Annotated in this window: 24 protein-coding genes, 1 tRNA gene and 2 pseudogenes; 11 read left to right on the top strand and 16 right to left on the bottom strand. The window is 37.1% G+C overall.

Features of this window, described 5'->3' with window-relative positions; all coding sequences use genetic code 11:
* Positions 1-656: 656 nt before the first annotated feature.
* Positions 657-1,727 (top strand): AI-2E family transporter, encoded by a 1,071-nt coding sequence (locus KCTC52924_RS09905; protein WP_251808068.1) that lies wholly within the window; start codon positions 657-659, stop codon positions 1,725-1,727.
* Positions 1,728-1,823: 96 nt separating this feature from the next.
* Here the strand turns inward: KCTC52924_RS09905 and KCTC52924_RS09900 are convergent, their stop codons facing one another.
* From KCTC52924_RS09900 to porV, 6 genes are all read right to left on the bottom strand, one after another.
* Positions 1,824-2,504 (bottom strand): SDR family oxidoreductase, encoded by a 681-nt coding sequence (locus KCTC52924_RS09900; protein WP_251808067.1) that lies wholly within the window; start codon positions 2,502-2,504, stop codon positions 1,824-1,826.
* Positions 2,504-3,502 carry a M28 family peptidase gene (locus KCTC52924_RS09895; RefSeq protein ID WP_251808066.1) on the bottom strand — a complete coding sequence of 333 codons (999 nt, stop codon included), beginning with the start codon at positions 3,500-3,502 and terminating at the stop codon, positions 2,504-2,506. Before KCTC52924_RS09895 ends, KCTC52924_RS09900 begins: the two co-directional genes overlap by 1 nt.
* 208 nt (positions 3,503-3,710) lie before the next feature.
* Complete coding sequence (locus KCTC52924_RS09890) at positions 3,711-5,333, bottom strand: pyruvate dehydrogenase complex dihydrolipoamide acetyltransferase (RefSeq protein ID WP_251808065.1); 1,623 nt, start codon at positions 5,331-5,333, stop codon at positions 3,711-3,713.
* Positions 5,334-5,337: 4 nt separating this feature from the next.
* The gene (gene pdhA / locus KCTC52924_RS09885) at positions 5,338-6,336 is read right to left on the bottom strand and encodes a pyruvate dehydrogenase (acetyl-transferring) E1 component subunit alpha (RefSeq protein WP_251808064.1); all 999 of its coding nucleotides are present in this window, start codon (positions 6,334-6,336) and stop codon (positions 5,338-5,340) included.
* 183 nt (positions 6,337-6,519) lie between these two features.
* Positions 6,520-7,005, bottom strand: coding sequence for a cytidine deaminase (locus tag KCTC52924_RS09880; RefSeq protein WP_251808063.1), 486 nt, complete (start codon positions 7,003-7,005; stop codon positions 6,520-6,522).
* Positions 7,006-7,094: 89 nt separating this feature from the next.
* A complete protein-coding gene (gene porV, locus KCTC52924_RS09875; protein ID WP_251808062.1) occupies positions 7,095-8,240 on the bottom strand; it encodes a type IX secretion system outer membrane channel protein PorV in 1,146 nt (381 codons plus the stop codon).
* Between the two features lie 558 nt (positions 8,241-8,798).
* Here porV and gldJ point away from each other — a divergent pair.
* On the top strand, positions 8,799-10,463 hold the full coding sequence (gene gldJ, locus KCTC52924_RS09870) for a gliding motility lipoprotein GldJ (RefSeq protein ID WP_251808061.1): 1,665 nt from the start codon (positions 8,799-8,801) through the stop codon (positions 10,461-10,463).
* A gap of 65 nt (positions 10,464-10,528) precedes the next feature.
* Complete coding sequence (gene murF / locus KCTC52924_RS09865) at positions 10,529-11,803, top strand: UDP-N-acetylmuramoyl-tripeptide--D-alanyl-D-alanine ligase (protein WP_251808060.1); 1,275 nt, start codon at positions 10,529-10,531, stop codon at positions 11,801-11,803.
* A 26-nt stretch (positions 11,804-11,829) separates the two neighbouring features.
* Here murF and KCTC52924_RS09860 read toward each other — a convergent pair.
* Together KCTC52924_RS09860 and KCTC52924_RS09855 are read right to left on the bottom strand one after the other, a co-directional pair.
* Positions 11,830-11,904, bottom strand: a tRNA-Val gene (locus KCTC52924_RS09860).
* A 188-nt stretch (positions 11,905-12,092) separates the two neighbouring features.
* Positions 12,093-13,571, bottom strand: a complete 1,479-nt coding sequence (locus KCTC52924_RS09855; protein ID WP_251808059.1) for an arylsulfatase — start codon at positions 13,569-13,571, stop codon at positions 12,093-12,095.
* A gap of 702 nt (positions 13,572-14,273) precedes the next feature.
* Between KCTC52924_RS09855 and KCTC52924_RS09850 the strand changes: the two genes are divergently transcribed.
* A complete protein-coding gene (locus tag KCTC52924_RS09850) occupies positions 14,274-14,447 on the top strand; it encodes a hypothetical protein (RefSeq protein ID WP_370671452.1) in 174 nt (57 codons plus the stop codon).
* Positions 14,448-14,686: 239 nt separating this feature from the next.
* Here the strand turns inward: KCTC52924_RS09850 and KCTC52924_RS09845 are convergent, their stop codons facing one another.
* Positions 14,687-15,130, bottom strand: a complete 444-nt coding sequence (locus tag KCTC52924_RS09845) for a response regulator (RefSeq protein WP_251808058.1) — start codon at positions 15,128-15,130, stop codon at positions 14,687-14,689.
* A 579-nt stretch (positions 15,131-15,709) separates the two neighbouring features.
* Positions 15,710-16,849 (bottom strand): geranylgeranyl reductase family protein, encoded by a 1,140-nt coding sequence (locus KCTC52924_RS09840; protein WP_251808057.1) that lies wholly within the window; start codon positions 16,847-16,849, stop codon positions 15,710-15,712.
* A 968-nt stretch (positions 16,850-17,817) separates the two neighbouring features.
* Here KCTC52924_RS09840 and KCTC52924_RS09835 point away from each other — a divergent pair.
* Both KCTC52924_RS09835 and KCTC52924_RS09830 read left to right on the top strand, forming a co-directional pair.
* On the top strand, positions 17,818-18,633 hold the full coding sequence (locus KCTC52924_RS09835) for a helix-turn-helix domain-containing protein (RefSeq protein WP_251808056.1): 816 nt from the start codon (positions 17,818-17,820) through the stop codon (positions 18,631-18,633).
* Between the two features lie 74 nt (positions 18,634-18,707).
* Positions 18,708-19,202 (top strand): VOC family protein, encoded by a 495-nt coding sequence (locus tag KCTC52924_RS09830; protein ID WP_251808055.1) that lies wholly within the window; start codon positions 18,708-18,710, stop codon positions 19,200-19,202.
* A gap of 97 nt (positions 19,203-19,299) precedes the next feature.
* On the opposite strand, the gene KCTC52924_RS09825 is transcribed toward KCTC52924_RS09830, so the two are convergent.
* The 4 genes from KCTC52924_RS09825 to KCTC52924_RS09810 all read right to left on the bottom strand — a co-directional run bounded on the left by KCTC52924_RS09825 (position 19,300) and on the right by KCTC52924_RS09810 (position 21,798).
* On the bottom strand, positions 19,300-19,530 hold the full coding sequence (locus KCTC52924_RS09825) for a hypothetical protein (RefSeq protein WP_251808054.1): 231 nt from the start codon (positions 19,528-19,530) through the stop codon (positions 19,300-19,302).
* A gap of 72 nt (positions 19,531-19,602) precedes the next feature.
* Positions 19,603-19,776: a hypothetical protein gene (locus tag KCTC52924_RS09820; RefSeq protein ID WP_251808053.1), complete on the bottom strand. Its 174-nt coding sequence runs from the start codon at positions 19,774-19,776 to the stop codon at positions 19,603-19,605.
* 397 nt (positions 19,777-20,173) lie between these two features.
* Positions 20,174-20,836 carry a CPBP family intramembrane glutamic endopeptidase gene (locus KCTC52924_RS09815; protein ID WP_251808052.1) on the bottom strand — a complete coding sequence of 221 codons (663 nt, stop codon included), beginning with the start codon at positions 20,834-20,836 and terminating at the stop codon, positions 20,174-20,176.
* A 125-nt stretch (positions 20,837-20,961) separates the two neighbouring features.
* Positions 20,962-21,798, bottom strand: a complete 837-nt coding sequence (locus KCTC52924_RS09810) for a LytTR family DNA-binding domain-containing protein (RefSeq protein ID WP_251808051.1) — start codon at positions 21,796-21,798, stop codon at positions 20,962-20,964.
* A 286-nt stretch (positions 21,799-22,084) separates the two neighbouring features.
* On the opposite strand from KCTC52924_RS09810, the pseudogene KCTC52924_RS09805 reads away from it, so the two are divergent.
* Positions 22,085-22,259 (top strand): annotated as a pseudogene (locus KCTC52924_RS09805) (IS3 family transposase); the annotation flags it as partial.
* 102 nt (positions 22,260-22,361) lie between these two features.
* Here KCTC52924_RS09805 and KCTC52924_RS09800 read toward each other — a convergent pair.
* Both KCTC52924_RS09800 and KCTC52924_RS09795 read right to left on the bottom strand, forming a co-directional pair.
* Entirely contained in the window at positions 22,362-23,189 is an 828-nt protein-coding gene (locus tag KCTC52924_RS09800; protein ID WP_251808050.1) for a metallophosphoesterase, read from the bottom strand.
* A 380-nt stretch (positions 23,190-23,569) separates the two neighbouring features.
* Positions 23,570-23,914, bottom strand: a pseudogene (locus KCTC52924_RS09795) (DIP1984 family protein).
* A 227-nt stretch (positions 23,915-24,141) separates the two neighbouring features.
* On the opposite strand from KCTC52924_RS09795, the gene KCTC52924_RS09790 reads away from it, so the two are divergent.
* From KCTC52924_RS09790 to KCTC52924_RS09775, 4 genes are all read left to right on the top strand, one after another.
* On the top strand, positions 24,142-24,327 hold the full coding sequence (locus KCTC52924_RS09790) for a transposase (protein WP_353057504.1): 186 nt from the start codon (positions 24,142-24,144) through the stop codon (positions 24,325-24,327).
* Between the two features lie 420 nt (positions 24,328-24,747).
* Positions 24,748-25,161 carry a lipocalin family protein gene (locus KCTC52924_RS09785; RefSeq protein ID WP_251808049.1) on the top strand — a complete coding sequence of 138 codons (414 nt, stop codon included), beginning with the start codon at positions 24,748-24,750 and terminating at the stop codon, positions 25,159-25,161.
* Positions 25,162-25,325: 164 nt separating this feature from the next.
* A complete protein-coding gene (locus KCTC52924_RS09780; RefSeq protein ID WP_251808048.1) occupies positions 25,326-25,724 on the top strand; it encodes an ACT domain-containing protein in 399 nt (132 codons plus the stop codon).
* Positions 25,725-26,385: 661 nt separating this feature from the next.
* Complete coding sequence (locus tag KCTC52924_RS09775) at positions 26,386-26,568, top strand: hypothetical protein (protein WP_251808047.1); 183 nt, start codon at positions 26,386-26,388, stop codon at positions 26,566-26,568.
* Positions 26,569-26,582 lie beyond the last annotated feature (14 nt).

The raw sequence follows: 26,582 nt of genomic DNA, 5'->3' as shown, positions 1-26,582 counted from the left end.
AATTTATAAAAAAATCATTCCCAGTGATTAAGAATGTTATTTACCTAAAACCTTTACCCTGATCCCAACCAAAGGAATCACTAAATAAGGCTTATTATAATACATTATCCGTTTCTGATCTGATAATCTTTATTATTGCTTTTGAGTGATAAGTTTATCTTGAAAGTTAAGGTAACGCACTCATACGTTAGGGACTTTATATCTGTAGGAATAGTTGCCCAAATCGCCTTCATGTCTTACTTATAGTAAATAAAAAAGCACCTAATCCAAATCAATTATTCGACACCTAAAAACGCGGCATCAATTACTATTGTTTTTCGAGACACTTTTAAGTACTATCCAGGAAAAGTAAAATAGATAAATCAAAATACAAAATATTTAAAATTGACGCTTAACTGCCACAGCCTAATTGGGTAAGTTACAATTTAAACGATACACGCAGTAGGCATCTACCTTATAATTGGGCATAGACACAAGACCTTAGGAGATCACAAGGAGGTAAATAAGTAATCCTACATCCCTTTTTAGAATTAAATTAGTACCAAGTAGCGCACAATTTTCATTTTACGTTTTTATTAACTATCAAAAGCCAACAGTTTCCATTAACTTAGCGGTCTGCAAAAGCTAGAAATAAACATATACTGTTAATCTACTATATGAACGATTTAAAAACAACTAATAAGCTACTGCTGATCATAGTGATCCCATTAGTATTTTATCTGCTAAAATTACTGTCGTTTATCTTTATACCTTTAATTTTTTCAATGTTCATCGCATTGTTGTTCTTACCATTAATGCGGTGGCTCAATAAAAAGAAGGTATCAAAGCCCATCAGCATTTTTATAGTAGCCTTAATTATATTGGCTGTCCTAAAAGTTGGGGGTGCACTTATACAGCTCAGTAGTCAAGAACTCCTATCACCGGACAATCAATTCCTGTCGAAGGCACAAACCAAACTGGAATTATTATTTGAAGGACTAGAGGACAATTTCGGGATTCCTTACTCCCAGGACAAAACCATCCTGAACAATATTTTCCCTCAAGAGAGCATGATGAAGAATTTTGGCAATACGCTAGATTTTCTCGGCAACACCATTACCATGATTCTCATGACCGTTTTCTTTGTGGTGCTGTGGCTAGCCGAATCCATTAATGTGCAAAAGTTAATGAACAATACCATTCTGAAACAAAGGCATACTTCTGTTAAGACCTTCGTGAAAATTGAAAAAGACCTTATAAAATTTATTAAGGTAAAGTTTTTGGTCAGTCTTTTTACCGGTATAGGAATAGGACTAGCATGTGTGTTCTTTGATGTTAGCTTTCCTATTTTCTGGGGCTTATTTGCCTTTGCCATCAACTTTGTTCAGATGGTAGGCTCTTTTGTATCCGTTATTCTCTTGAGTATATTCGCTTTTGTAGAACTCGAAACAACCAGCACCCTACTCTTCTTTATAATTGCCATCAGTGCTGTCCAAGTGCTCTTTGGATCTATATTAGAGCCTATATTTATGGGGAAATCTTTCTCCATAAATATCATTACCGTATTGGTTATGCTAATGTTATGGGGCTACATATGGGGAGTTCCAGGATTAATAATGGCCATACCTATCACCGTATTTATAAAAATAATACTGGAGCAGTTTCCGCAGACCAAGGTTGTAGCCAGTCTAATTGCCGGAAACGGTGCAACAATGCAGATCCCCAAATCCAAAGCCAACAAATTGTAAGCAGCACATTTAGGTATAAAGATTTCTGTAAACCGAATATCTCCTAGGCTCAGCTATGGAGGTATACTTCAACTCCAATTTGCACAGGGCCATAGATTAGGGGGTAGAATTGGAAACTTGCAGCAATTTACCGTTGTAAAACTTATTTCCATTCAACGAAAAATCCTTGATATAGGACGCCATTTCCAATGCCGTAGTGCCCGCTTCATATCCTGGAAAGGCTTCTTGTAACATTTCGGTCTGCACAGCACCTAAAGCCAGTACGTTGAATGCTGGACCGCTTTCTTTAAATTCCTCCGCCCAAAGCTCGGTCATGGTAATCACCGCCGCCTTACTGGAACTATAAGCGGAAAGACCCGGGAATTTCATACTTCCTTGAACCCCACCCATAGAGCTTATGGTCACCACATGTCCTGATCTGGACATGAGGGGAATTATTTTCTGAGTCAATTTTGCCACTCCAAAGACATTCACCCTGTAAACCTCCTCAAATTCTTCCATAGAAGTTTCCAAGAATGCTTGGTTCAATAATTTTCCCGCATTGTTAATGAGCACATCTACTTGCTTCCAGTTTTTTTCTAGAAAAGAATCTAATTTCTCAAAATCATTATCATTGGACAGGTCAAATGAAAAGCTCTTGATATTCTTATTTTTTAATTCTGCTATAGGTGCATCGTTCCTTGAAAGTGCCAATACCTGATGTCCCTCATCCGCGAACAACTTTGCCAATTGAAATCCGATGCCCCTACTACTCCCTGTAATGATGATATTTGCCATTAGTTATATTTTATTTCTTGCTCCTCTGCATTTATAATTCCCTCTAAAACGGGGATTGTTTTATTTACCAGATTTGCCATATGTTCCAAATCTACTAAGGAAACCTCGTCTCCAACTTTATGATAATGGTCAAAATTAGTGAAGTCGAAGGTGCAAAACGTTTGTGAAGGGACTCCAAATTCGGTATGGAACGAATAATTATCAGAACGCATAAACAAACCAAATTCTTTTGCTGTGGGCAGGAATCCGACTAATTTCTCCTTGGCATAACCATTACTGATTTCCGCCAAATTAGATTTCTCATAGCCGGTAACATACATTAAATAATCCTTATCTACCAAAGGCACACCTACCATTTCAAAATTGAGCATCACATATAGATTAAGCTCTTCTTGCTTTAGCTTCTCAGCCAGATGCTTTGCACCCAACAATCCTTTTTCCTCTGCGGAGAACAACACAAAGAGGATACTTCTTTTATTAGTTCGTGTTTCCCCAAAATACCTAGCAAACTCCAACACTGTAGTAGTCCCTGATGCATTGTCATTAGCGCCGTTTGCTATACTGTCCCCTGCAATTGGAGAAATAACACCAATATGATCATAGTGGGCACCGATAATAATAAACTCATTCTTTAAGTCCTTATCTGTTCCCTCCAAGTACCCTACCATATTATAAGTAGTCGGATTAAAATTGACTAAGGTATCCCTATAGGTCGAAAAATAAGGCGCAATCTTATAGCTCTTAAACAAATTCGCTATATAATCTGCCGCCATGTTTATTCCTTCGGTCCCGGCTTCCCTTCCCTTTAATTCATCAGAGGCTAAATAACTGATGATCTCTCCTACCTCATTACTTTTGGAAAAGGGCACACGCACCTCGGTCTTTATGGGTTCACTTTTAAGCCTGGCATCTTTGCCTAAACTAACCGATTGATCTATTTTGGTCCCTCCACATGCCAAGGCTAAACCCAAGAATGCTAATAAGAAGCTATTTTTCATCTATTTTTATTAATGTATTACTTACTCCAATAACTTCCCTATACCGTTCCCGATAGAAATTATTTTTGACCTGTCCTATTCACCTTTAAATATAAAAAAAGCATCCTGAAAAACAGGATGCTTTTTGTCAATTTTTGCCCTGCAAATAATTCCAACCTATACCTTGGAATTGTTATGTCCGATTAACAACGGACATATATTCATTTATTTAGGCAAGCATAGTCACTGGATGCTCCAAATATGCTCTTAAGGTTTGTAAAAATTGAGCTCCGGTAGCACCGTCAACAGTTCTATGGTCACATGCCAAGGTAACTTTCATGGTACTCCCAACAACAATCTCACCGTTTTTCACTACTGGTTTCTCTTCTATTGCTCCTACCGATAAAATAGCAGAATTAGGCTGATTGATAATAGAGGTAAACTCTGAAATCCCGAACATTCCAAGGTTGGAAACCGTAAAGGTACTTCCCTCCATTTCTGCGGGACTAATTTTTTTATTCCGTGCTTTGCCCGCTAGATCTTTAACTGTTGCCCCTATCTGGGTCAAGTTCATTTGATCGGCGAATTTTAATACAGGCACTAAAAGTCCGTCTTCTACAGCCACCGCTACCCCAATATGGACGTGATGGTTAATACGCGTAGTATCATTGTTCCAAGTGGTGTTTACCTGTGGGTGTTTTTTTAATGCCATAGCACAAGCCTTTACAACCATATCATTAAAGGACACCTTGATATCTGGAAGGGCATTGATCTGCACTCTAGACGCTTTAGCATGATCCATATCCACTTCAATAGTGAGGTAATAGTGTGGCGCTGAGAATTTTGATTCCCCCAAACGTTTGGCGATTACCTTACGCATTTGGGAATTCTTAACATCTTCTGTCGCCTCTTCACCAACTGGCAAATTCATAGGAGCTGGGGAGCTCGCTTTGGCCGTAGCGGATTTCTCCTCTGTTGCCACCTCTTTTTGTTTTGGCTGATACTCCTCAATATCTTTCCTAACAATCCTACCTTGATCACCACTTCCCTTTACATCACTTAGATCTATTCCCTTTTCCTGTGCCATTTTTTTAGCCAAGGGGGAGGCAAATATACGCTGACCGTCATTAGATGTAGGGGTTACCGAAACCTCGCTAGATGAAGTTGCAGTTTGTTTTACTGCTTCCTTTGAAGCCTCCTCTTTTTTAGGAGCTGCTGAACCACCACTGGCCAATACAGCGTCTACGTCGGTGCCTTTTGGACCAATCACTGCAAGAACAGCATCAACAGGAGCAGTTTCTCCCTCTTGGATACCAACGTACAATAAGATTCCCGAGTAAAAGGATTCGAACTCCATTGTAGCCTTGTCCGTTTCTATTTCGGCAAGTATATCTCCTTCTTCGATCTCATCGCCTACCTTTTTTAACCAACTGGCTACGGTACCTTCTTCCATGGTATCGCTAAGACGTGGCATTTTAATAACTTCCACTCCTTCAGGGATAACAGCATCTTGAGCATCACCAGCTACATCTTTATCTTCAGCAGTTTCTGACGCTGCTTCTTCCGTCTTTTCTTCCTTAGCTACGGGAGAAATCAATGCCGAGATATCCTCTCCTTCTTCGCCAATTATGGCAAGAAGCGATTCTACAGGGGCAGTATCCCCCTCTTTGATCCCAATGTACAATAAAGTTCCCTCATTAAAGGATTCAAATTCCATGGTAGCCTTATCGGTTTCAATTTCCGCTAAGATATCTCCTTCTTCGATCTTATCCCCTACTTGTTTCAGCCACTTAGCAACGGTACCTTCTTCCATGGTATCGCTAAGTCTTGGCATATTTATAACTTCTGCCATTTACTTATATTTTATGTTGTACAAATGGATAATCCTCTTGATCGTAGACCATATCATATAATTGGTTTATTGGAGGGTATTCCGACTCATCGGCGAATTTCTCACATTCCGTAACCAATGTTTTTATTTTTTTATCTATGTCCTTGATTTCGGCTTCCGTAGCGTAATTGTTTTCCTTGATCACTTCTAACACTTGGGTAATCGGATCAATTTTTTTGTACTCCTCTACTTCTTCCTTGGTTCTATAGTGCTGTGCATCGGACATGGAATGACCCCTATAACGATAGGTTTTCATTTCCAAAAAAGTAGGACCTCCGCCAGATCTAGCCCGCTCAATAGCCTTACTCATTTCTTTGGCAACTGTAACTGGATCCATTCCATCTACAGGACCACAAGGCATCTCATAACCAAGTCCAAGTTTCCAAATTTCCGTAGAATGCGATGTTCTGGCAACAGAAGTTCCCATGGCATATCCATTATTCTCACATACAAAGACTACTGGAAGCTTCCAAAGCATTGCCAAGTTGAAACTTTCGTGCAAAGAACCCTGTCTTACCGCACCGTCTCCCATATAACATATAGTGACCGAATCTCTTTTAAAATACTTATCGGCAAAAGCCAGACCTGCCCCTAAAGGAATTTGTCCACCAACAATACCGTGACCTCCGTAAAAACGAAACTCTTTGGAAAAAATATGCATAGAACCACCCATACCTTTTGAGGTACCGGTAACCTTACCATAGAGCTCTGCCATAACTTTCTTGGGGTCCTCTCCCATTCCTATAGGCTGAACGTGATTCCTGTAAGCGGTAATCATTCTATCCTTGGTTAGATCCATAGCGTGCAAAGCACCTGCCAAGACAGCTTCCTGCCCATTGTATAGATGTAAAAATCCACGGACTTTTTGTTGAATGTATACGGCGGCAAGTTTATCCTCAAACTTTCTCCAGAACAACATGTCTTCATACCATTTAAGGTAGACCTCTTTGGTTATTTTTTCCATTTATTATCAATTTTTGAAGTATATCGCATTATTTAAAAGTCGTGCTTAAAATAAAAACGGAGAACAAAAATACATATATAAATCAATAGGAAAAAAATTATAATTAAAAGGTTTGGATAAAGAATCCCATATATCATGTGAATGAGGGTAACCTCAAATTTTAAACCCCACATTTCCCTGCTGTTATCCCAAGAAAGTGCTATTAAAGGCAAGGGGGAGAATATCGGATACCGAGTGGCATTTAAGCACCTCCCCCGTTTCCCCGGTCATGATAATTGAAATTGGGCTTTGTTGTTTTATTTCGTATTCTGAAATAGATTGACGACAGTTTCCACAGGGGGCCGCTGGCCTGTCCATTACATAATTCCTAGAAGTGGCACTAATGGCAATTGAAATGATTGAAACATCTGGGTATTTTGCCGCTGCGTAATAAATAGCCACCCTTTCTGCACATAATCCAGCTGGGTAACAGGCATTCTCTTGATTATTTCCTTGGACTACCTCACCATTACCCAAAAGTATTGCAGCACCCACCTCAAAATTTGAATATGGGGAATAAGCCTTCTTTCGGGCCTCAATAGCGACCTCCATCAATTCTGCATCTTTACGCTCCAACTCTTCCCTAGAAGTGTAAACCAAAAGTTCAAAGGCTATATTTTTTTTTACCATATCCTATTCCAATTTAACATCCATACAAAAATACACAAAATCTACCCATGGGCAGGTTTTGTGTATTTTTTAAAACGGGATGCGACTTTTTAATCGTTATAAAATTCATCCCCTAAGTTAAAGGTCAGAGAAAACCTCAACGTATTCTCCAAGGGATTCCTCACTTTGGAGGTAGAGAATAAATAGGAAAGATCTACCTGCGCTGAATTAAATTTAAATCCGGCACCTAGGGTGAAAAATTTTCTTGATCCTTTTACATCACTCTCGTTAAAATATCCTGTCCTTAACATAAAGGCATCCTGGTACACATATTCAGCTCCCAAGGCCCAAGTAAGTTCCTTTAATTCCTCGCTAAAACCATCTGGAGCATCCCCAAACGATTTAAACACCCCTTCAAAAAAGGTGATTTTCTGATATTCATCGTTGTCCACGCCGTTGATTACTCCATCATCGTTAAAATCTTGAGGCGTTGGCACCAATAATTTATTGAATTCTGTAGTAATTCCCAATACATTATCATGATCAAGAATAAAATCGAAACCTACACCTACCTTTAGATTAGTTGGCAAGAAATTCTCTTGACCTCCATCGTCATATTTGATCTTACTTCCTAGATTAGCAATATTGAACCCAGCCCTCCATCGCCCATCAAAGTTATCATAGGCCATTTCTCTAGACCGGTAATAACCAGAAACATCCACAGCAAACGCACTTGCCGCTTTGGAGTCCTCACTGCCATTATCGGGCAATTTTAGATTGGAACTAATATAGCGTCCAGCAACGGCCATGGAAAAAGTCTGACTTAATTTTAAGGAATAGGAACCATCAAATGCAAGTTCGTTCGGCTTGGCCAATCTACCTGGATCTCCAGCAAATTGCCGTAGTTCTATTTCTCCCAAGGTGAAATAACGGATTCCAAAGGCAAAGGCACTTCTATCATTAATTTTATTATGAAAGCTAGCACTGAGTAATGAAATATCTGTAATGATACTTTCCAGATAGGGGGTATAACTAAGTCCAAACCCAATTTTACGTTCTGCGAAAGCAAATTTCGCAGGATTCCATTGTTGCGAAAAGGCATCTACAGAGGTGGCTACTCCCATATCCCCCATACCAGAGGCCCGTGCATCTGCGGCAATGGTCAAAAATGGAACTGCAGTGGTAATCACCCTGTCTTCCTGAGCCGAAATCTTAAATACCGCACAAAACAGACAAAATAGTGCAAGTTTTTTCATTTTTTACAATCTAATTAAACGTTGCCTGTAAGCCGCTGTAAATTCAACTTAATTATAAGACAATATTAGTTCTAATACCATATAAACGACTAATTTAAAGTTATCTTATACGAACCTTAGAATATTTCATCACATACTCCCATTTGCAATAAAATTTGCCCTAAACCATAGCCTAATTCTACGACTACTGTCCCGCAGGTTTTACCACTCCGGTTGTTAACATTGGTGTGCGGAATTGGATAAAAAACCGACCCCGATGGGGACAGATTTGTAGAATAGGGTGAAAATAGCTGAAGTCTTAATAAAAAAAAATCGTAAATAATTTTCGCATATTTCACAAAGAAGTACCTTTAGCCCATACTAGAATAAATTTTGAGCCGTTATTCATATTGAACATGATTGACTGCATATGCTATTGTTAAAAGAAAAATTTTAGGTTCAACAAAATATTATGCCTTAATCATCGTTTTATATGCCAAAAGCGATCCAAAATTTATAATAAAATAAGAATCTCAGACTCCTATAACGGAAGTTTGTATTTGAACTCAAGTCCTAATTATGAAAAAAGAATTCATCAAAGTTGTAATCTCTTGTGTTATTGTAGCTGGGGGTCTTACAAGCTGTAAGAACTCATCCTCGTCCAAGAACGTTTCAAGGGCCACTGGCTGGAAAATAAACGCAAAGGAAGGGGGATTTCAGTATAATTCAGACTTTAAGGAACAGGAAACCGCTCCTGGCCTAGTTTTTATTGAAGGTGGAACCTTTACAAAAGGTCAAGTTCAAGACGATGTAATGAAGGATTGGAACAATACGCCCACCTCACAGCATGTACAGTCTTTTTACATGGACGAAACGGAAGTAACCAACGTCATGTACCTGGAATATTTAGACTACCTTAAAAGCGTGTATCCTCCAGAAGACCCAAGATATGTTCACATATACACCGGAGCATTGCCAGACACTTTGGTATGGAGAAATAGGTTGGGCTTTAACGAGACCATGACCAATAATTACTTACGCCATCCTGCCTATGCAGAATATCCTGTGGTAGGAGTAAATTGGATCCAAGCTACCCAATTTGCCTTATGGAGAACGGACAGGGTAAACGAGGTTATGCTAGAAAGGGAAGGTTATCTTTCTAAAGATGCCAAATACAAGGTGATATCAGGGGAGGTCGAAGGAGGTTTCAGCACTGAAGCGTACCTAAACCGACCAGAATCCGTGTACAACGGCCAAATAGATTCTATGCAAGGAAAACAAAAAACGGATTCTGTTTCCGTATTTGCAAAACGCAGCAGCGGAATAATCTTACCGGAATATAGACTGCCTACCGAAACCGAATGGGAATATGCAGCCCAAGCTCAAATTGGCAACAGAGAATACAACAACTATAGAGGTAGAAAAAAATATCCATGGAAAGGGGACTATACTAGAAGTGGTCAACGTGTAGGAAGAGGTGACCAATTAGCGAACTTTAAACAAGGAAAAGGAGATTATGGCGGAATTGCAGGTTGGTCCGACGACGGTGCCGATATCACCGCCGAGGTAATGTCTTACAAGCCTAATGCTTTTGGTCTATACGATATGGCTGGAAATGTGGCAGAATGGGTAGCTGACGTATACAGACCAATTGTAGATGATGAAGTTAGTGATTTCAACTACTATAGAGGCAACGTATATATGAAATCTGCCATTGGCAAGGACGGAAAAGCAACTGTAATACGTGATTCCATTATTTATGACACCCTACCCAACGGAAAAATAATGGCCATAAATTTACCAGGGGAAATTAAAATGATACCAATTGGAGAAGAGGAAACTTTCTTAAGAACCAATTTTTCTTCTAGCGATAACCGCGGATATAGGGATGGCGAACCAGGATCTTCCCGCTTCTACGACAGATTTAACGATGAAGATGGTGATGGCGCGGATAGAGATAATATGTACAACTCCCCCGTTAGTAAAGTACAGGTAGATTCTACCGGCGGACTCATAAGGGCTTATGACAAATCTAACAATAGGACCACGCTGATCAACGACGAGGCACGGGTATTTAAAGGAGGCTCTTGGAGAGATAGAGCATATTGGTTAGACCCGGCACAAAGAAGATACATGCCCCAGTATATGGCAACAGACTATATAGGTTTTAGGTGCGCCATGTCCAGAGTGGGATCCAAATCCAAAACAAAGAACAAAACTCCTAGAAGTAAAAAAGTAAGGTAGTTTTATAAGTCAAAAATAATATAATTTAGCCCTTTCTAAAAAGGGCTTTTTTTATCTTCAATTTTATGACAACAGAACAACTTCACACACTTTTTTTAAGGTACCCCGTTATTTGTACCGACACGAGAAAAATAACTCCTAATTGCCTATTCTTTGCACTAAAGGGAGATAATTTTGACGGAAACGCCTATGCGGCCGATGCCATAAAGAAAGGAGCTTCTTATGCTATTATAGAGGACAGGCAATTTGCCAGTTCCGAAAAGAACATCTTAGTTGCGGATGTTCTAAGCACCCTACAACAATTAGCAAAGTTTCACAGGGAATATTGTAATGCAAAGGTAATTGGCCTTACCGGCAGCAACGGCAAGACTACTACTAAGGAGCTAATTACTGCTGTCCTGTCTAAAAAATACAAGACTATAGCCACAAAAGGCAACCTAAACAACCATATTGGAGTACCCTTAACCTTACTCTCCATAACCCCAGAAACGGAAATTGCCATTGTGGAAATGGGCGCCAACCACGCTCAAGAAATTGCCTTTCTATGCCAATTAGCGAAGCCCGATTACGGGTATATCACCAATTTTGGAAAAGCACATTTAGAAGGATTTGGCAGTGAGGAAGGGGTTATCATGGCCAAAAGCGAACTTTACGATTATCTTTTCGCAAACAATAAGTTTGTTTTTTTTAATGCCGATGATACTATACAGGCAAGCCGACTTAACTTGGTTACAAGCAAATTAGGATTCAGTGCCCACCCAGGGCCTCATTTACCAATAAAAATTTTGGGTGCAGATCCCTATGTATCTCTAGAAGTCAGAGAACTCCCAATAGAAAGTAAACTTGTAGGAAGATATAATTTCACCAATTGTAGTGCAGCCGTTTTAATAGGCGACTATTTTAAGGTACCCCTCACCGATATTAAAATTGCCTTGGAAAATTATATCCCGCAGAATAACCGTTCGCAAATCATTCAGAAAACCAGTTTTAAAATTGTCCTGGATGCGTACAACGCCAATCCTACCAGCATGAAGGCTGCCCTGGAAAATTTTCAGGAATTAAAATCGGCACGTAAAATAGCATTTTTGGGCGATATGTTCGAATTGGGGAATGCTGCAGAAAAGGAGCATCAGGAAATTGCAAATCTGGCAGCGAAAATGGATTTTGACCAAGTGTTCTTAATTGGCGAAAACTTCTACAAAACAACGACAGACCTTCACAAATATAAATCCTTTGATCAATTAGCGAAGTCTATAGGAAATATTTCCACTGAGGAGGCAACTATTCTGATAAAGGGATCTAGGGGAATGGCCTTGGAAAGATTGGTAGCCCTATTGTAAAACCCCTTGGTTCACATCAAGTTTTGTGGGACATACTGGATTCGAACCAGTGACCTCTGCCCTGTCAAGGCAGCGCTCTAAACCAACTGAGCTAATACCCCATTTACTACTTGCCAAAAAAACCTCGAGTTTTTCTGTCTTTCTATTGGCGAGAAGTATATTCACCTTTTTTAAGATGAAAAATAGTTGGACAAACTTACATCAATTTAATATAAGAGTCCAAAAAATATTCAAAGAAATTTAGTTTAATGCAAGTATTAGCCAATTACAGTTAGCGGCCTCTTTACCATTAGGATTTCCCAAAGGCAAAGACCTCTGATGGTGTTCTGGCCTCGTCAAGTATTTTCTCTATCTCCGCAACTATTTCTGGATGATCTTCCGCTATATTATGTTCCTCTCCAATATCGTTTCTTAGGTTGTACAACTCAATTTTTGCATTTGGATTTTTTAATACGTTGTATTTAACAGCCTTCCAATTGCCCATTCTAACCGCCTGTCTACCTCCTAATTCATGAAACTCCCAATAGAGGTACTTATGCTCCTCTTGCTTTACCGCTTCCCCTAAGAGGGTGGGTAAGAACGAAACTCCGTCCATAGCAATTCCCTTTTGTCCTCCCAGCAGGTCTATCACAGTGGGAAAAACATCCCAAAATGCAGAAACATGATCAGATGTGGACCCTTCTTTTATAGCTTTTGGCCATTTCACGACCATTGGAACACGTATACCACCTTCGTACAGATCTCGCTTATACCCTCTAAATGGTCCGTTACTATCAAAATAATCGGGGTCTGCACCCCCCTCCTTATGAGGGCCATTATCCGAAGTGAAAATGATAATCGTATTATCTGCGACCCCTAGTTTCTCTACTTTATTAACAATCTCCCCCACTTGTTGATCCAACAATCGGACCATTCCTACAAATGCAGCGTGTGGTTCGGGTTGTGAACCATAACCTCCAATTTTATAACCACGTCCCCCATCTACTCCTTTATAGGGCTTTTCGGGCTCAAACTTGCCACTGTACAGTTTATGGATTTCCTCAGGAACTACCAGTTCCGCATGAGGAATGATAGAAGCCACATACGCGAAGAACGGCCTGTCTTTATTCTCCTCTATAAATTGCAGGGTTTTATCGTGAATAAGGCTAGGGGCGTAATCCCCTCTGTTGGTACCAGAGTTGGCAGCCAATACTATAGAATCTTGATTGGACCAAAGATGATAGGGATAATAATTATGCCCTATCCTCTGACAGTTAAAGCCATAAAACGTATCAAATCCCTGAAAATTAGGATCCCCCTCGGAGCCTGGGTAGCCAAGCCCCCATTTCCCAAAGGCACCAGTTGTATAACCGGCTTCCTTAAGAAATTCGGCTATAGTTCGAGTGTCATCAGGGATGGGATATTGCCCTTCTGGTTGTATTTCATAATTCCCCCTAACCACGGTATGCCCCGTATGCATCCCTGTCATTAATGCCGAACGGGATGGCGCACAGACTGTACTACCCGAATAATGCTGCGTAAACAACATGCCTTGCGCTGCCAATTTATCTATGTTGGGTGTCGTAAATTTCTTTTGACCAGTAATACTAAGATCTCCATATCCCAAATCGTCGGCCAGAATATAAATAATATTAGGCTTCTCAGTGGAAGGACGATGCTCCCCCATTCCTATGGGAAGATCTGATCGAGACGATTTTCCGTCCGTTTTACAAGAAATAAAACTGAGACAACTAAGTATAAAAAGCCCAAAACGAAAAATTAAATGCATAATCCCAACAAATTTAAATAGCTCAGGCACACTAAATAATCACCCAAGAAGGTTAATCATCAAAAATATACAATCTTTAATATTTTTAAGGCTTAGGGCTGCATTAAAATCTCTCCAAAATCTGCACGCCCTTTTGAATTGGATGGGATTCCCATTACCGGACCACTAGCGGTCAGTAATTTAAAAGCAACTATATCGAATAAATCAATTAAATATTAGTTGGCAAAATCACGGTAAAAAAGATAACCGATAATTACAAAAGGATCAGAAAAAAAAAATCCATCAACAAAAACACCATGATCTACCTAAGCAAATTTCCATCTAAATATTATAAAATAGGATTGGCTGGGAAATACAATACCACAAACATCTGGTTGACTACAAAATAGTTCATCCTTTAAGATCATATAAAGGCATATTAATAAGATCAGGGTATGCATGTTATGTATGGATTTTGACTTGTAAGCCCCAATACTTTAAGCCAATTGCATATAAAACCTTACCACCTATACATTTTAGGTTTTAATACTGCGACGTCCTTACTACTTTAGTTGATAATAATTTGGACGAAGTTATATCCACTATGTCGTAGGGTCTATTTGGTAGGTTTTCCCATAATTATATAACAAAATACAACAATGGTATAACTTTTGCTCACACCCTATCGACGATATTAGCGGTATTCATTTAAACTAAAGGATTATGTCACAGTTTACTTATTTTATTTTGGAACTAAATCTTTTATTTGCTGGTGTTATCATATTGATTATCCTTTACGGAATGTTTTTTACAAAAAGAAATAATCAATTGGACACAGGTTCCAATTATCATTTACCTCATAAAAAAACGAATGAAGATCCTAGCAATCAATATTAGATAGATCTACAATCTTCATTTATTTTAATTCGCTATCATGGTCTTGGTGACATCACCTTAACTAGCTGTTGTTAACCTTTGATTTCTCGTTATGCTAATTAGGAACACAATTCACCTCGTACTCTGATGGACATTATGTTCTTAAAAATTCACATTAGAACGCCGATTTTGACTAAAATGGGTCCCAGCGAAATTTAATTCGCTCATTTTAGCGCGTCAAAGACCAACTTTCTCGGATTTTAAGCCAAGAGCAGAAAGTTCTCTTTTTCGGGTCGTGGTATATTTTCCTTTATTATCCGCAGGATCGCTGTTGAAATCAGTTCCTGAAGTTGTGAAAATCCGATTGGTTTCCGAATATAGTAGGAGGCGCCACTTTGGTACAGTAGGTTTGCTACGACAGGGTCATACGAGGTGGAAATAATTACTACAGGAACATTTTTGAGCCTATAATCACATTTTATTTCCGTTAGGCATTGGACTCCAGTTTTCCGAGGCATGTTAAGATCCAGAAAAAGGACATCGGGCATGTATTCCACATTCTTTGTAAGTAACTGCATTAGCTCCTCTCCATCATTGACAAAAGTTAAATGGGCAGAAATTGGCAACGCTTCCAAAGCTTCTTTAAAAAACTTGCAATCATCGTCGTCATCGTCGGCAAGGAGAATGTAAGGTCTTGAATCCATATTGAAAAATCTAGGTTATCCAGACCCTACCACTGGTCGGATGTTGGGTTTTTCACTCTACATAATTACAATAAAATATTTAATATCAGCACTGAACAACTATAAAAAATAAACCAAAATATAAATTTTATGAATATAAATAGGTGGCAGATAATTGACGACATAAAGAGAATTTCCCAGAAAATAGATTTGTGAGACTCCCTCCGCTTAAGATTCACTCAAACAAGTTTTGTTACTAAAGATGCTTATGTATCATAATTATTGGATAAACACAACAATTGTTGATGATCCAAGAAACATTTTTTTCATTCAGAAATATTAAGTTTCAGGGATTTTCGAATGTCAGAAACATCCTTTTAAAATTCAAGAGCCTACAGGATACCGGAGTTAAGGGAGGAGGCTTAAATAAATAATAATTATGAGGATTTAGAAATCGGAGGTTGTATAATTATTAAAAAATGAAAGATTAAATCCCACTGACTCAAATTTTTTACGGCAACATAGAACAGTAAAATGGTTACATTAGGTGTTTTGGATTAATTAGGATTTAGAATACGGGATAGGTGTGTTTATTTTTTTTTAAAAAACCATTTCTTTAATTTTAGCTTTTAGCTTTTGCTTAATATCTTTTGGATAGGGTCTTTCACCGTGAAAAATATTGGTCATTTCCTCACTAACCCGCTGTCCATATTTTTTTAAGAATAAATTTCTAATCGTCTTTTGTTCGTAAAACCATTTAGAAAGCCAGATCGCTGTTTTAAGTTCAGGTATTAAATTAGCTTCTAATTTTGCTTTGTATAAGGCTTTAGCTAATTCTGGTTTTTTGCATGCTTCGATAATAGCTTCAGCAGCTAATTTGCCGCTATAAATAGCATTAGAGATTCCTTCGGCAGTAATAGGATCTGCAAAACCAGCAGCATCTCCAATTAAGAAAACATTGTTTTTAACAAAACCATCGGTACGTGGAGATACAGGTATTTGAAAGCCATGTTGTGACTCACTGATGACACTAGTAATACCTAAGGTTTCCAAATACTCTCGATAGTATTTTTTTAAATTTATTTTACTTCTCTTTGTAGAAGTAACACCTATTGAAAGATGTTTCTTTTTGGGGAAACTCCAAGCATAACCATACGGAACAGCATCAATATCGAAGCGAACTTCTTTAGAAAGACGTTCTAAATCTTCATCAGACACTTCTACTTCATACTCTAAAGCAGGAATTAATTTGCGAGTATCCTCTAACCAACCAGCCATTTTGGCGGTAGGACTCAAGGCTCCATCAGCAGCGATTACAAAATTTGACGTTATCGTACCTTTTGAGGTAATTAAGCTTATCAGATTATCCTCAAAGACCAATGTTTCTAATGTATGATTCGCTAACAAAGTTGCTCCAGCTTCCTTCGCTTTCCCAGTAATTTGGCTATCAAAAGAATCGCGCATAACCATAGTAATGGTCGGTTCTTCTCTATATGTTTTAAAATGCAGTTTATCTCCTAAGTAGATATCTACAGTGTGAAATTCTTTTTCAACAACTTCCAAAATGTCAAAAGGCAGGCTGTTGCGCCCTCTAAATACTAAACCACCTCCACAAGTTTTATAACGTGGCAACGTCTCTTTTTCTATAATTACGGTTGAAATACCTGCTTTAGCCAGGTGAAATGCGGTTGAAGCTCCAGAAGGACCGCTTCCTATTATAGCAACATCATAATGTTTCATTCTTTATAGTTTATAAATTCACAAATATAATATTTGGATCCAACTAGGTGTAGGTTGTAGGAGATATTGTGGAAAATATAGCTGTAGAATTTTCCTTTACAGATTGACGAAATATAAATCTTACCTCATCTAATCACAAAACAAAAAAGGAATTGCTACAGATGTTATCTGGAAATCATTGCGTTATAAAGATGTATCTACGACTCAGATTTACTTAAAGTAATTGGGAGTTCGGTTTTGGACGGGGCTGCAGAACTACTACTTTTAAACGGTAGAAATATGGCTCATCCTTAAGGAGGATAATGCTTAGCACTTTAACGATTACAAGCATTGTATTTATAGCGTACTAGTTGAATTTCTATTTGTGGAGCTCCATATAATCTTGCCAAGTGACCAATAGATACTTTTCCTTCCCCATATTAGTTTTCTTCAGAAAACCATATTCATAAACAAAGAGGTACACATCACCTTTTTGATTCTTCCAATACTCTAAAAAAACCCAATAATCGCATAATCTAGATGGCAAATCTGTAGGCAATCAAATCTCCAATCTGTACGTAGCTGGACTTGCCACTAATGCGCAAATGGATTTTAGCTCGATTCGGAGGGGTACGCAAGACTTTTAATACTTCCTTACTCGGACGCACTTAAAACGCAAGCAGAACCGATACTTTTCTCACTGTTGTGATTAAAAAATATAAAACTGTTATGGAATCATTGCGAAAAAAACACTTTAGTTCAACATAACCTATGAAGTAATGTGGGCATTGGTCTTTAATTTAAAGTTTTGTCTATATTTATGAGGGCTCAAAATCTTTTGATTTGGCTTTTAGAACAATAAGAAAGAAAAGAACAAAAACGCAAAGCTTTTGCTAGGTGAATGACGGAATGGTAAGCGCAAGTTTGCTCCCGCACTACTCATACGAGCTTAGGCGTTGTGCGTCATTCAGAAAAAAACCTGTTAATATATGAACTATCAAACATTCCAACCGCATCTAGATTTAGAATCGCTTGTAAGTTGCTATTGGACTTTAGAAGTTCCTGCCGAAAATGATACGGAAAGACAGCGGATTATACCTGATGGTTGCATTGAAATGGCATTTATCCTTGGAGATGACATTAAACGATATACTTCCCAAGATGAATTTATCCTTCAACCTCGTGCAATGGTACTTGGACAAACCATTGAACCATTTTATATCGAACCAACAGGCTACGTCAATACATTTGCAATTCGATTTTATCCGTATGGTTTTGCCAATTTCGTTACTGAACCCATTAAAAATTTAGCAAACAAAGAAACCCCAATAGAATTGCTGTTCGGAGAAAATACCGCTAAAGAACTGGAACGAAAAATAATTCAGGCAACAGACAGTAAACAGCGAATAGAGATCATAGAAAATTTTTTTTTAGATAAGTTGAACGAGAAAACCACTATTGACAACATTGTAAAAATGACCATCGATGCCCTTTTATCAACAAATGGAACTGCATCAATAACCACTATTCTTAAAGAAGACTTGTCCAAAAGAAGACAACTCGAAAGAAATTTTATAAAACAAATCGGTGTTAGCCCAAAACAGTTAGGTAAAGTAATCCGACTACAAACGGCATTAAAAATGTTACTGAACAAAAAGACGGAAAACCTAACTAACATTGCATATGAAAGTGAATATTTCGACCAAGCTCATTTTAATAAAGACTTTAAGGAGTTTACCGGAATTAACCCGAAGGAGTTTCTAGGCAATGAAAATATGGCTCTTTCTACTCTTTTCTACAAATAGACAGCGTGTCGCATTTTTACAATTTTAGCCTTTGTAGGTAATCTAAATTTGTATTGTCAATTAAACAGGTCAATATGAAAAAGACAATACTATGTTTTGCAATAACACTTTCCTTTAGTACAATCGCTTGCAATGGTCAAACCAAATCTGATTCCGACAAGCAAAAGGTTGATTCAAACGTAACACAAAAAACAAACGATATGAAAAGTCATATTTCAATTTTTGAAATTCCAGCAACAGAAATTTCACGGGCAGTAGATTTTTATCAAGCAATTTTAGACATTAACATTGAGAAAATGGAAATGCCAGGAATGGAACTAGGAATATTCCCACACGAAGAACAAATGGTTACAGGAGTTATAATGAAGGGCGAAGGATACAAACCTTCGGCTGATGGAGTAACCATGTATTTAAACGGTGGAGATAATCTTCAAAGCATTCTTGATAAGGTCGAAAAAAATGGCGGAACAATCATTGTTCCGAAAACAACTCACGCAGATGAAAGTGGATTTTTTGCTTTGTTTTTAGACACAGAAGGCAATAAACTTGGTCTAAATTCCCCAAACTAAACACGACGGAAAAGAACGACGCACAATAACTAAGCATTCATGCTCGGTCGTACCGACCGCACGAATGCTTACTTATTACCAACTGGCTTTTTCCACATTAGCAGGAAAGTTCTATCCCGAATTCGCTGGCCTTATGCATAATACCAATTATGCGTTCTTCATATTTTTCCTCCATGCCCAACTCATTAATTCCGCTTGTAGCGTTGTAAAACATACTTTCCAACGCCACATAATAGCCGTCATCCCAATATCCGAAATCTTCGATAACCTCTAAACAACAACCCACATAATGTAATTCCAACTCCACATTAAGTTCAGTTATTTTCATTTTTTGAACAGTCAGTATTATATTTCGAGCCTCAGTTTCACGCAACTGCATATTCCGCCCACTTGGATAAATCTATCTTTCAATTTCCTTTTTGTATTTCTCTACAAGTTGCTTAATTTCTCCAGTCGCGAAAACGTCCAAATAGGTTTTTTCGGCCGGCATTTTTTTGTACATCTCTGAAATTAGTTTTACGATTTCAGTTTTGTCCATTCCGCTTAATTCCTTTTTCACCTCTCTTAATGCCATTCTCAGTTATATGTTTTTGCAGCTTGTTAGTAACGCCCGAGCTATAAGTGCACTCCGTCTTTAGATGGCGGAGCCATCCACTCAATTAGGTGCTGTGGTTTCGTTGGAGTAAGTAAGCACGAAACTTTGCGTTTTCCTACGAATTTATTCCGTAACGAGACCATTTACGCAACGATTACGCAAGAGTGAAATCCACTTGCGTAGTATTATACGAAACACACCAACTGTAATTATCTCAATTATATTTTTAAGTCAGATTCAGCACAGCAATTTCATTTAAATCTCAAAAACCTATCAAATATAGCCATAGTTCTGTTTAATTATTTTTATAAAATATAGTGTAAAAGGCGCGTTTTATTGAGTAAATTCAAGTAGTAATTGTTGTTACTTGGTATGGTTACGCCAAACTAAAGTAAATACAAATTAAAGCAATAGTGTCAAAAAAACCGTGTACAGCAACAATGAACCACAAATCGTATTTACGCAAGTAGAATATCAGGGCTAATAGCGCTCCGACAGACCCTGCAACAAGTTGCCCAGTAATTCCTTGATAACTATGCATAAAGCCAAAAAAACAAGCGAGTAGGACAATATTAAGAACCATACTGACTTTGCACTCTCCAAAGAATTTTACAAATTGACGCATAAAATAACCGCGAAAGATAATTTCTTCTCCAAACCCCGCAGTAGCCCAAACTACCAGTAATGCAATTAAACAGGCAGGAAGATTTCCTTTCAATGAATCAAAACTTGAATAATCTATAGGAACTCCTGTGAGTTTGGTAATTGCTGGAACTAATGCAAAGGCATAAAAAGTAAAGAGTCCTAGCGCAACTAATGGAGCATGTACGACTATGTTTTTGGCGGTGAAATTTTCACGTTGAAAACCAAGTGCTGAAAATAGTTTTCCTTTGTATTCTATATAATTGGCTATAATTATTAATATTGAAATAACTACATTTTCTATGTAGCTTAAACGGATGGGGCCAAACCATAAAAAGCAGATGATTGCAATGGTGATTAATGGAATTAGTGTTTGTCGTAAGGTCAGTCTATTCATTTTTAAGTGATTTTAAATTCTAAACGAAATACTGAACAAAATCTCTGAAAAACCTTTTAAATACTAATGTTTTTACTGAATGGTAGTGAATTTATAACTGAATAGTCGGTAGTTGATTGCATCTTTTATTGAAACCAATTCATAAATGCTTTTCGCTTGTAACGACTGATATAGATTTCAGCAATTGCATCGTTTTCAATGGAGGCTTTTAACCGAATACGTACCTTGCCATTTTCAATCTTTTCAATTTGGTCTACGGCATCTTTGTGGATTATAATTTTACGATTGGCTCTAAAAAACAATTGATCATTTATTTTTTCCTCGAGCTCATTCAATGTGAAATTGGTGGTAATTGTTGTACCATCTTTTTGAACCGTATACACAATTTTATTTTCGCTGTAAAAGCATAAAATATTTTCATAAGTGAGCTTTATGATTTTTGCACCGCTTTCAATTGTAATTTCAGCGTCTTTTATGGATAGCTTGTATAAATTATATATGTCTTGCGCATACCATAAACCTATTAGAATAAAACTCAATAATAAAGTAAGTAGCAAACCAATTAATAAATAATAAAACACTGTCTGACCCCCCACAACTTTATCTGCAATAATATTTACAGGAGTATACATGAGTGTAATATAACCCAGAGTAGAAGCCATAAACCATACAATAGTGACAATTTCTACCTTTTTAGAGAAATATTTTTTCTTGTAAAATTTAAAATTAAAATGCGCTATGATTCCAATGAGAATACATAAAACAATTGATGACATAAAACCTTCTATGGGGAATCTATACGATTCACCACCTGGAAAACTATCACGTGTTGCTAAATGATTTACCACTAAAGAGAAAATCGTCAATACAATGGCCTTTTGAAACCAACGCCATGCAGAACTACTGATAAATGCCTGTAATGCTATTTTTACTGTATTCTTGGTTGGTAGTGTAGTTCTCATGAATTAGAAGCTCATTTTTAGTCAACCTATTTCAGGACGAATTTTTTTTACCATCGCAGCTAACGCCCCAACTATGGGTAGTGCGGGAGTAGAGAAGTAATGTCCATCCTGCAGGTACCTGGCCAAAGCAATTTGTTTGTGTTTATTTTTTAGATTTCAAATGCCAAATTTTGAATATTTAGCTATCGCGTAATTTTCGATTTGGCACCATCATAAATATAGACAAAACTTTAAATTAAAGACCAAGTCCCTTTTCAACGATTTCGTACAATGCTTTTAGGGTCATCTAAAGGTAGAATGGGTCTATGCACATAGCTATAACCTGCGGTCAGAAGTCGAGCTATCTGTCTTCCAACGAATAGAGACCTGGTATAACAGAAGAAGAATACACTCCTCTTTTGGGGTATAAGACCATAGAGGAAATTGAAATAGAATTGTATAATCAAAAAATAGCAGCATGACTCTTATCTAATTGTCCACTATTTTGTTGCAGGTCCATTTCTTTTCATTTATCTAGTTCGGATGAAAAGTTAGGGTAGTTTTTTCTTAAAATAATCAGTTGTTTACGGTTTCACCTTGTTTAATGCTGAAGTTTCTAAAGAAACGAAATGATGTTGTATAGTGTCAGATGAAACTTGCCAAAGTCTAAATCCTAAAGGTCTATTGTCAAAATTCTTACTGGTAGTTTCACCACTCACGAGTTGAATGTTCTCATAATTGTTAACCACTAATTTATGAGTATGACCAGATAAGTATGCAACAACATTGTTTTTCTTAAATAATTCTAATATCTCTTTCCTTTTAATCAGAGGCAAATTAAAATAGTGTTCTTCTTCTTTGGGAGAATCAGTGTACAAAGGGTAATGTCCAATAACAACTATTGGATTCTGTTTGTCATTTTGAATCCTAAGAGTTTCTTTAAACCAATTATTATGTTTTTCTGATTCGTTCTCTACATTAGCTTTCCATAATTGTGTATTTGTCACAATAAATGAATATTTCTTATGTTGAAATTCGTAATAATCATTTCCAATAGTTTTTCGGTAATAACTTAGTTTTGAGTCGTTTGCATTATTGCCTACATCATGGTTTCCTGGAGCGACGTGGCAAGGTATATTAAACCCTTTCATAATGTTTTTAAAATCAGAATATGAACTATCAGTAGCTTCTTCAACAAGGTCACCACATATTACAACAAAATCAGGGTTAAGCTCATTTATTTGTATAACAGCCTGTTTGAATGTTTTTATATCATGTGCATAACCACCCATTCCCAATTGAGTATCGCATAATTGAACAAAGGAGAAAGGCTTTTGCCCTCTTTTGTCGCAGGAAATGAAGAGTACAAGTAATGCAATTAGTATTGGGTATTTATTCAATCGTAAAATCATAATATTTTTATATAGGAATAATAGCGTTAAATATAAGATAAGAAAGGGAAGTTTAGTAGTACCCTTAACGTATCTTCTAACTAAATTATATATTTAGGGTTGCTTGCTCTTATCTCTGAACTAGCTATAAGCAGAAAAGCCCTTATATATCATAATAGTGTTATATGTTTTTTTATTAAAAATAAAGAATGGTCGGTCAGTACCTGGTAGTAAAATATTAATTATACAATTGTTAATGGTAAACTGTAATGAGCCCTAAATTATACATTTTGCCACAACTCAAGCAGCCTTGGAATGGGTAGTATTTTCAATTTGCCCCGAAAATACACACCCGAAAAAAAGAGGCTGGTACTCGCTCCAACCATTCACAACCTTATTTATTATACTAATTCAGTTAACCAATTCATCTCTTGAATTTTACTGTCTATTGCTCTAAATGCTCTTCCAGTTTGGTCAATTTCAATTTGTAATTTTTTAATATCAATAGTTGACTTTAGATTATTGTTAGAAGATTGATTGTTAATTTGTGCAAATTATCGAATATTTCTTAATTTTTCTGATAGCATTTTCAAAGCATATCGTTTAGCTAAGGCAATCATAAGTTCACCTTCTCCATCTATTTGGGTTTGATTATTGGTTTTATTGATTTTAATAACTATTTCTTCAAATTTTAATATTGCTTCTCTTAATTTTGCAATTAATACAATTGGGTCTTCCTGCGGTATTTTTCATTCCGTAATAATAAGAACTGGATGAATTCTATTTTGTAAATGTTTAATTTTTTTAAGAAGGTCAGACCTTACTAATAATGCTTCAGCTAATTTCATTTTAGGCTTTGTATTTATTTTGTTTTTATTTTATCAAAGTATCCATCCGAGCAACTATATAAACAACGGACAAACCACATAAGAGGACCAACAAGAACGCACCGCAAATAAAGGACCTGAATTAAATAGCCTTCCGTTATTTTAACGGGGTAGATCTCTTTGCCATCGATGGACTGAGCCATTCTACAATATTGTCCATTACGAGCGAGATAGGCCCCGAAGGCTTCAATAAGTTCAAGACCGCAAAACAGTTTTCCTCTTGGCTCAGGCTCGTACCGAACAACAAGGTCAGGGGGAAAGATACTCAGTAACCGCGTGCCAAAGGGAAGCTACCGACTGAAAGTCAGCCTGTGGCAAGCAGCGAAGGCCATAGGCAACCTAAAGAATACCCACCTCTCCGATTTTTTCCGAAGGGTCGCCTACCGAAAGGGAAGGCATTCCGCAGTCATTGCGACGGCACGAAAACTTGCGGTAATCATCTGGAATAGGGTCACCAAAAAAATTGAATATCAACCACCGAAACAATACTTATTCCTAGACCAAAAAAAAAAACTTGGGCTAGTGAACCGCATTAAAAATCAAATTGATAAATTTGAATTAAAACCTGAACGCTTGGGATTTAAAAACAATCTAAAAATCAGCAACTTAATTTGACATTAGTCACAATTTTGAAACACTGAAAAGCGACATGTAATTGGTGTAAAAACGAAATAACATTTAATAACATAGTAATGAAAAATTTAATTACCAACACGAAGACAATTCACATCTTATTTTTAATTGTCGGGGTACTTTTGTTGGGTTCTTGTAAAAATGACAGAAAAAGTACAGCTAACAACGAAGCAAATTCAGAAATAGAGGAATCAATAGTTGAAAAAGAGTTTCTTGTCGGGTCCTGGAAAGACACCTCTAAATCGGCATTACATTTTACCCTTTTAAAAAATGGCACTGCTCGTTCCGATAATATGAAAACCCTTCTCTATAAAAATTGGAAGGTAAAAGCCAATCAAATTACATTCACTATCGAGAGTATTGGAAATGGCACATCGTCTATGGACACTATAACTTATAATATTGAAAAATTAACAAGAGACGAGCTGATTCTCAAAAAGGGCAATTACCTGTCTGAATACACGAAAAAATAAAAAACGAAATGCCAACGTGCTTTATAAAAAAACTGGTGTCGAGTCGATTACGTAAACCATCTGCTACGCATTAGGTGCAGTGTAGTCTGACAGGGCCGAAGCCCGCATTCCCCAGCATTTCATACACAAACCTTTAGCAACAAGTTAAATAAAACAGGAAATAAATGGCTGGAGAAAGAGATATCTCTGAATTATTAAAAGGAATGACTCCCAAACTGAATATAGGAGAATACGTGTTTTCTACTGTAAAGGATTTAAATAAGATTAGCCGAAATGATACAGTTTGTGAATTTCAAGAAATGGAAGGAACTACTATTATTATTGAGAGAAAAAAAGCAGACGAGCTAAATTTGAGCTATGAGTATATTGCTTCTTGGATTACTCTTATGATTCACTCATCCCTAGATGCAGTAGGTTTAACAGCCATATTTTCAACGGAATTAGCGAAAAATAATATTAGCTGCAATGTAATTGCTGGATATTATCACGACCATTTTTTCGTTGATAAAAAATACTCGGAGAAAGCAATTAAAGTTTTGATGGAATTATCCAAAAATCAATAATAAAATCAGTTGTCAATAACTAAGAAGTATTCCACCCTCCGATAGGCTAGGGTTGAATATATTGAACACGGTATAAACAAATTGCTAGTTTTAGCTAAACCAATGTTAGCAATAAGCCTAAGAGTACCCTTTACATTTAATACTAGAAAAACAAGATTGAAAATACCTACATCAACGCCAATTTTATTTAGGAATAATCACATCAAGAACAAATCAGATGATTTGTTAAGTCCTGAAAATAACCCACTTCTTTATCCATTCTTTTAAAGAAGATGAGGTAGCGCTTTATCTCCCATTACCCCCACATAAAAAAACTGTAAATGACTTTGTGTTTGTTACTAAGGGAAGTATGACAAGATACTTAGGAATTGATTTTATATCAGCTAAATAAAAACGACTTCCTTTTTACTCCTAAAAATAAAATCACTATTACAGCATCTGTTTCACCTTATTTGGAAGGATTTTATTGTCACTTTCCTGATGAATTAATTAGGGCTCAACTTTGTGTTATTGACGCAGGGAACGGCTATTCCTGGCAACCAAATTTCAACGACACACTAAAGGCTTGAGCTTACTGGGAGGAATCGGAACAATACTTCTGCTTATTTCTGGAATTTACCTTATTCTTCCATTTTAGCCAGCGTTAAAACTATTACCACTCATGATCACTAAGTTAGTGTTATTTCTAGTTCTTGTTATTTTGATAGTGCTTATCAACTTAGGTGCGAAAAGAAACATGAAAGCTGGAATTGGCAGCAGCTCTAAAGGAATTAAATTAATGGGAAAGATGGCACTTATGATTGGTGTTGCAATAGTAATATTAGCAGTGAGCGTTTTTCATTAAAAAATTCGCTTATA

Source organism: Arenibacter antarcticus (genome assembly GCF_041320605.1).
Lineage (GTDB): Bacteria > Bacteroidota > Bacteroidia > Flavobacteriales > Flavobacteriaceae > Arenibacter > Arenibacter antarcticus.
The sequence above is the reverse complement of the archived record's forward strand: the minus strand, read 5'-3'. Positions and strand labels throughout refer to the sequence as shown.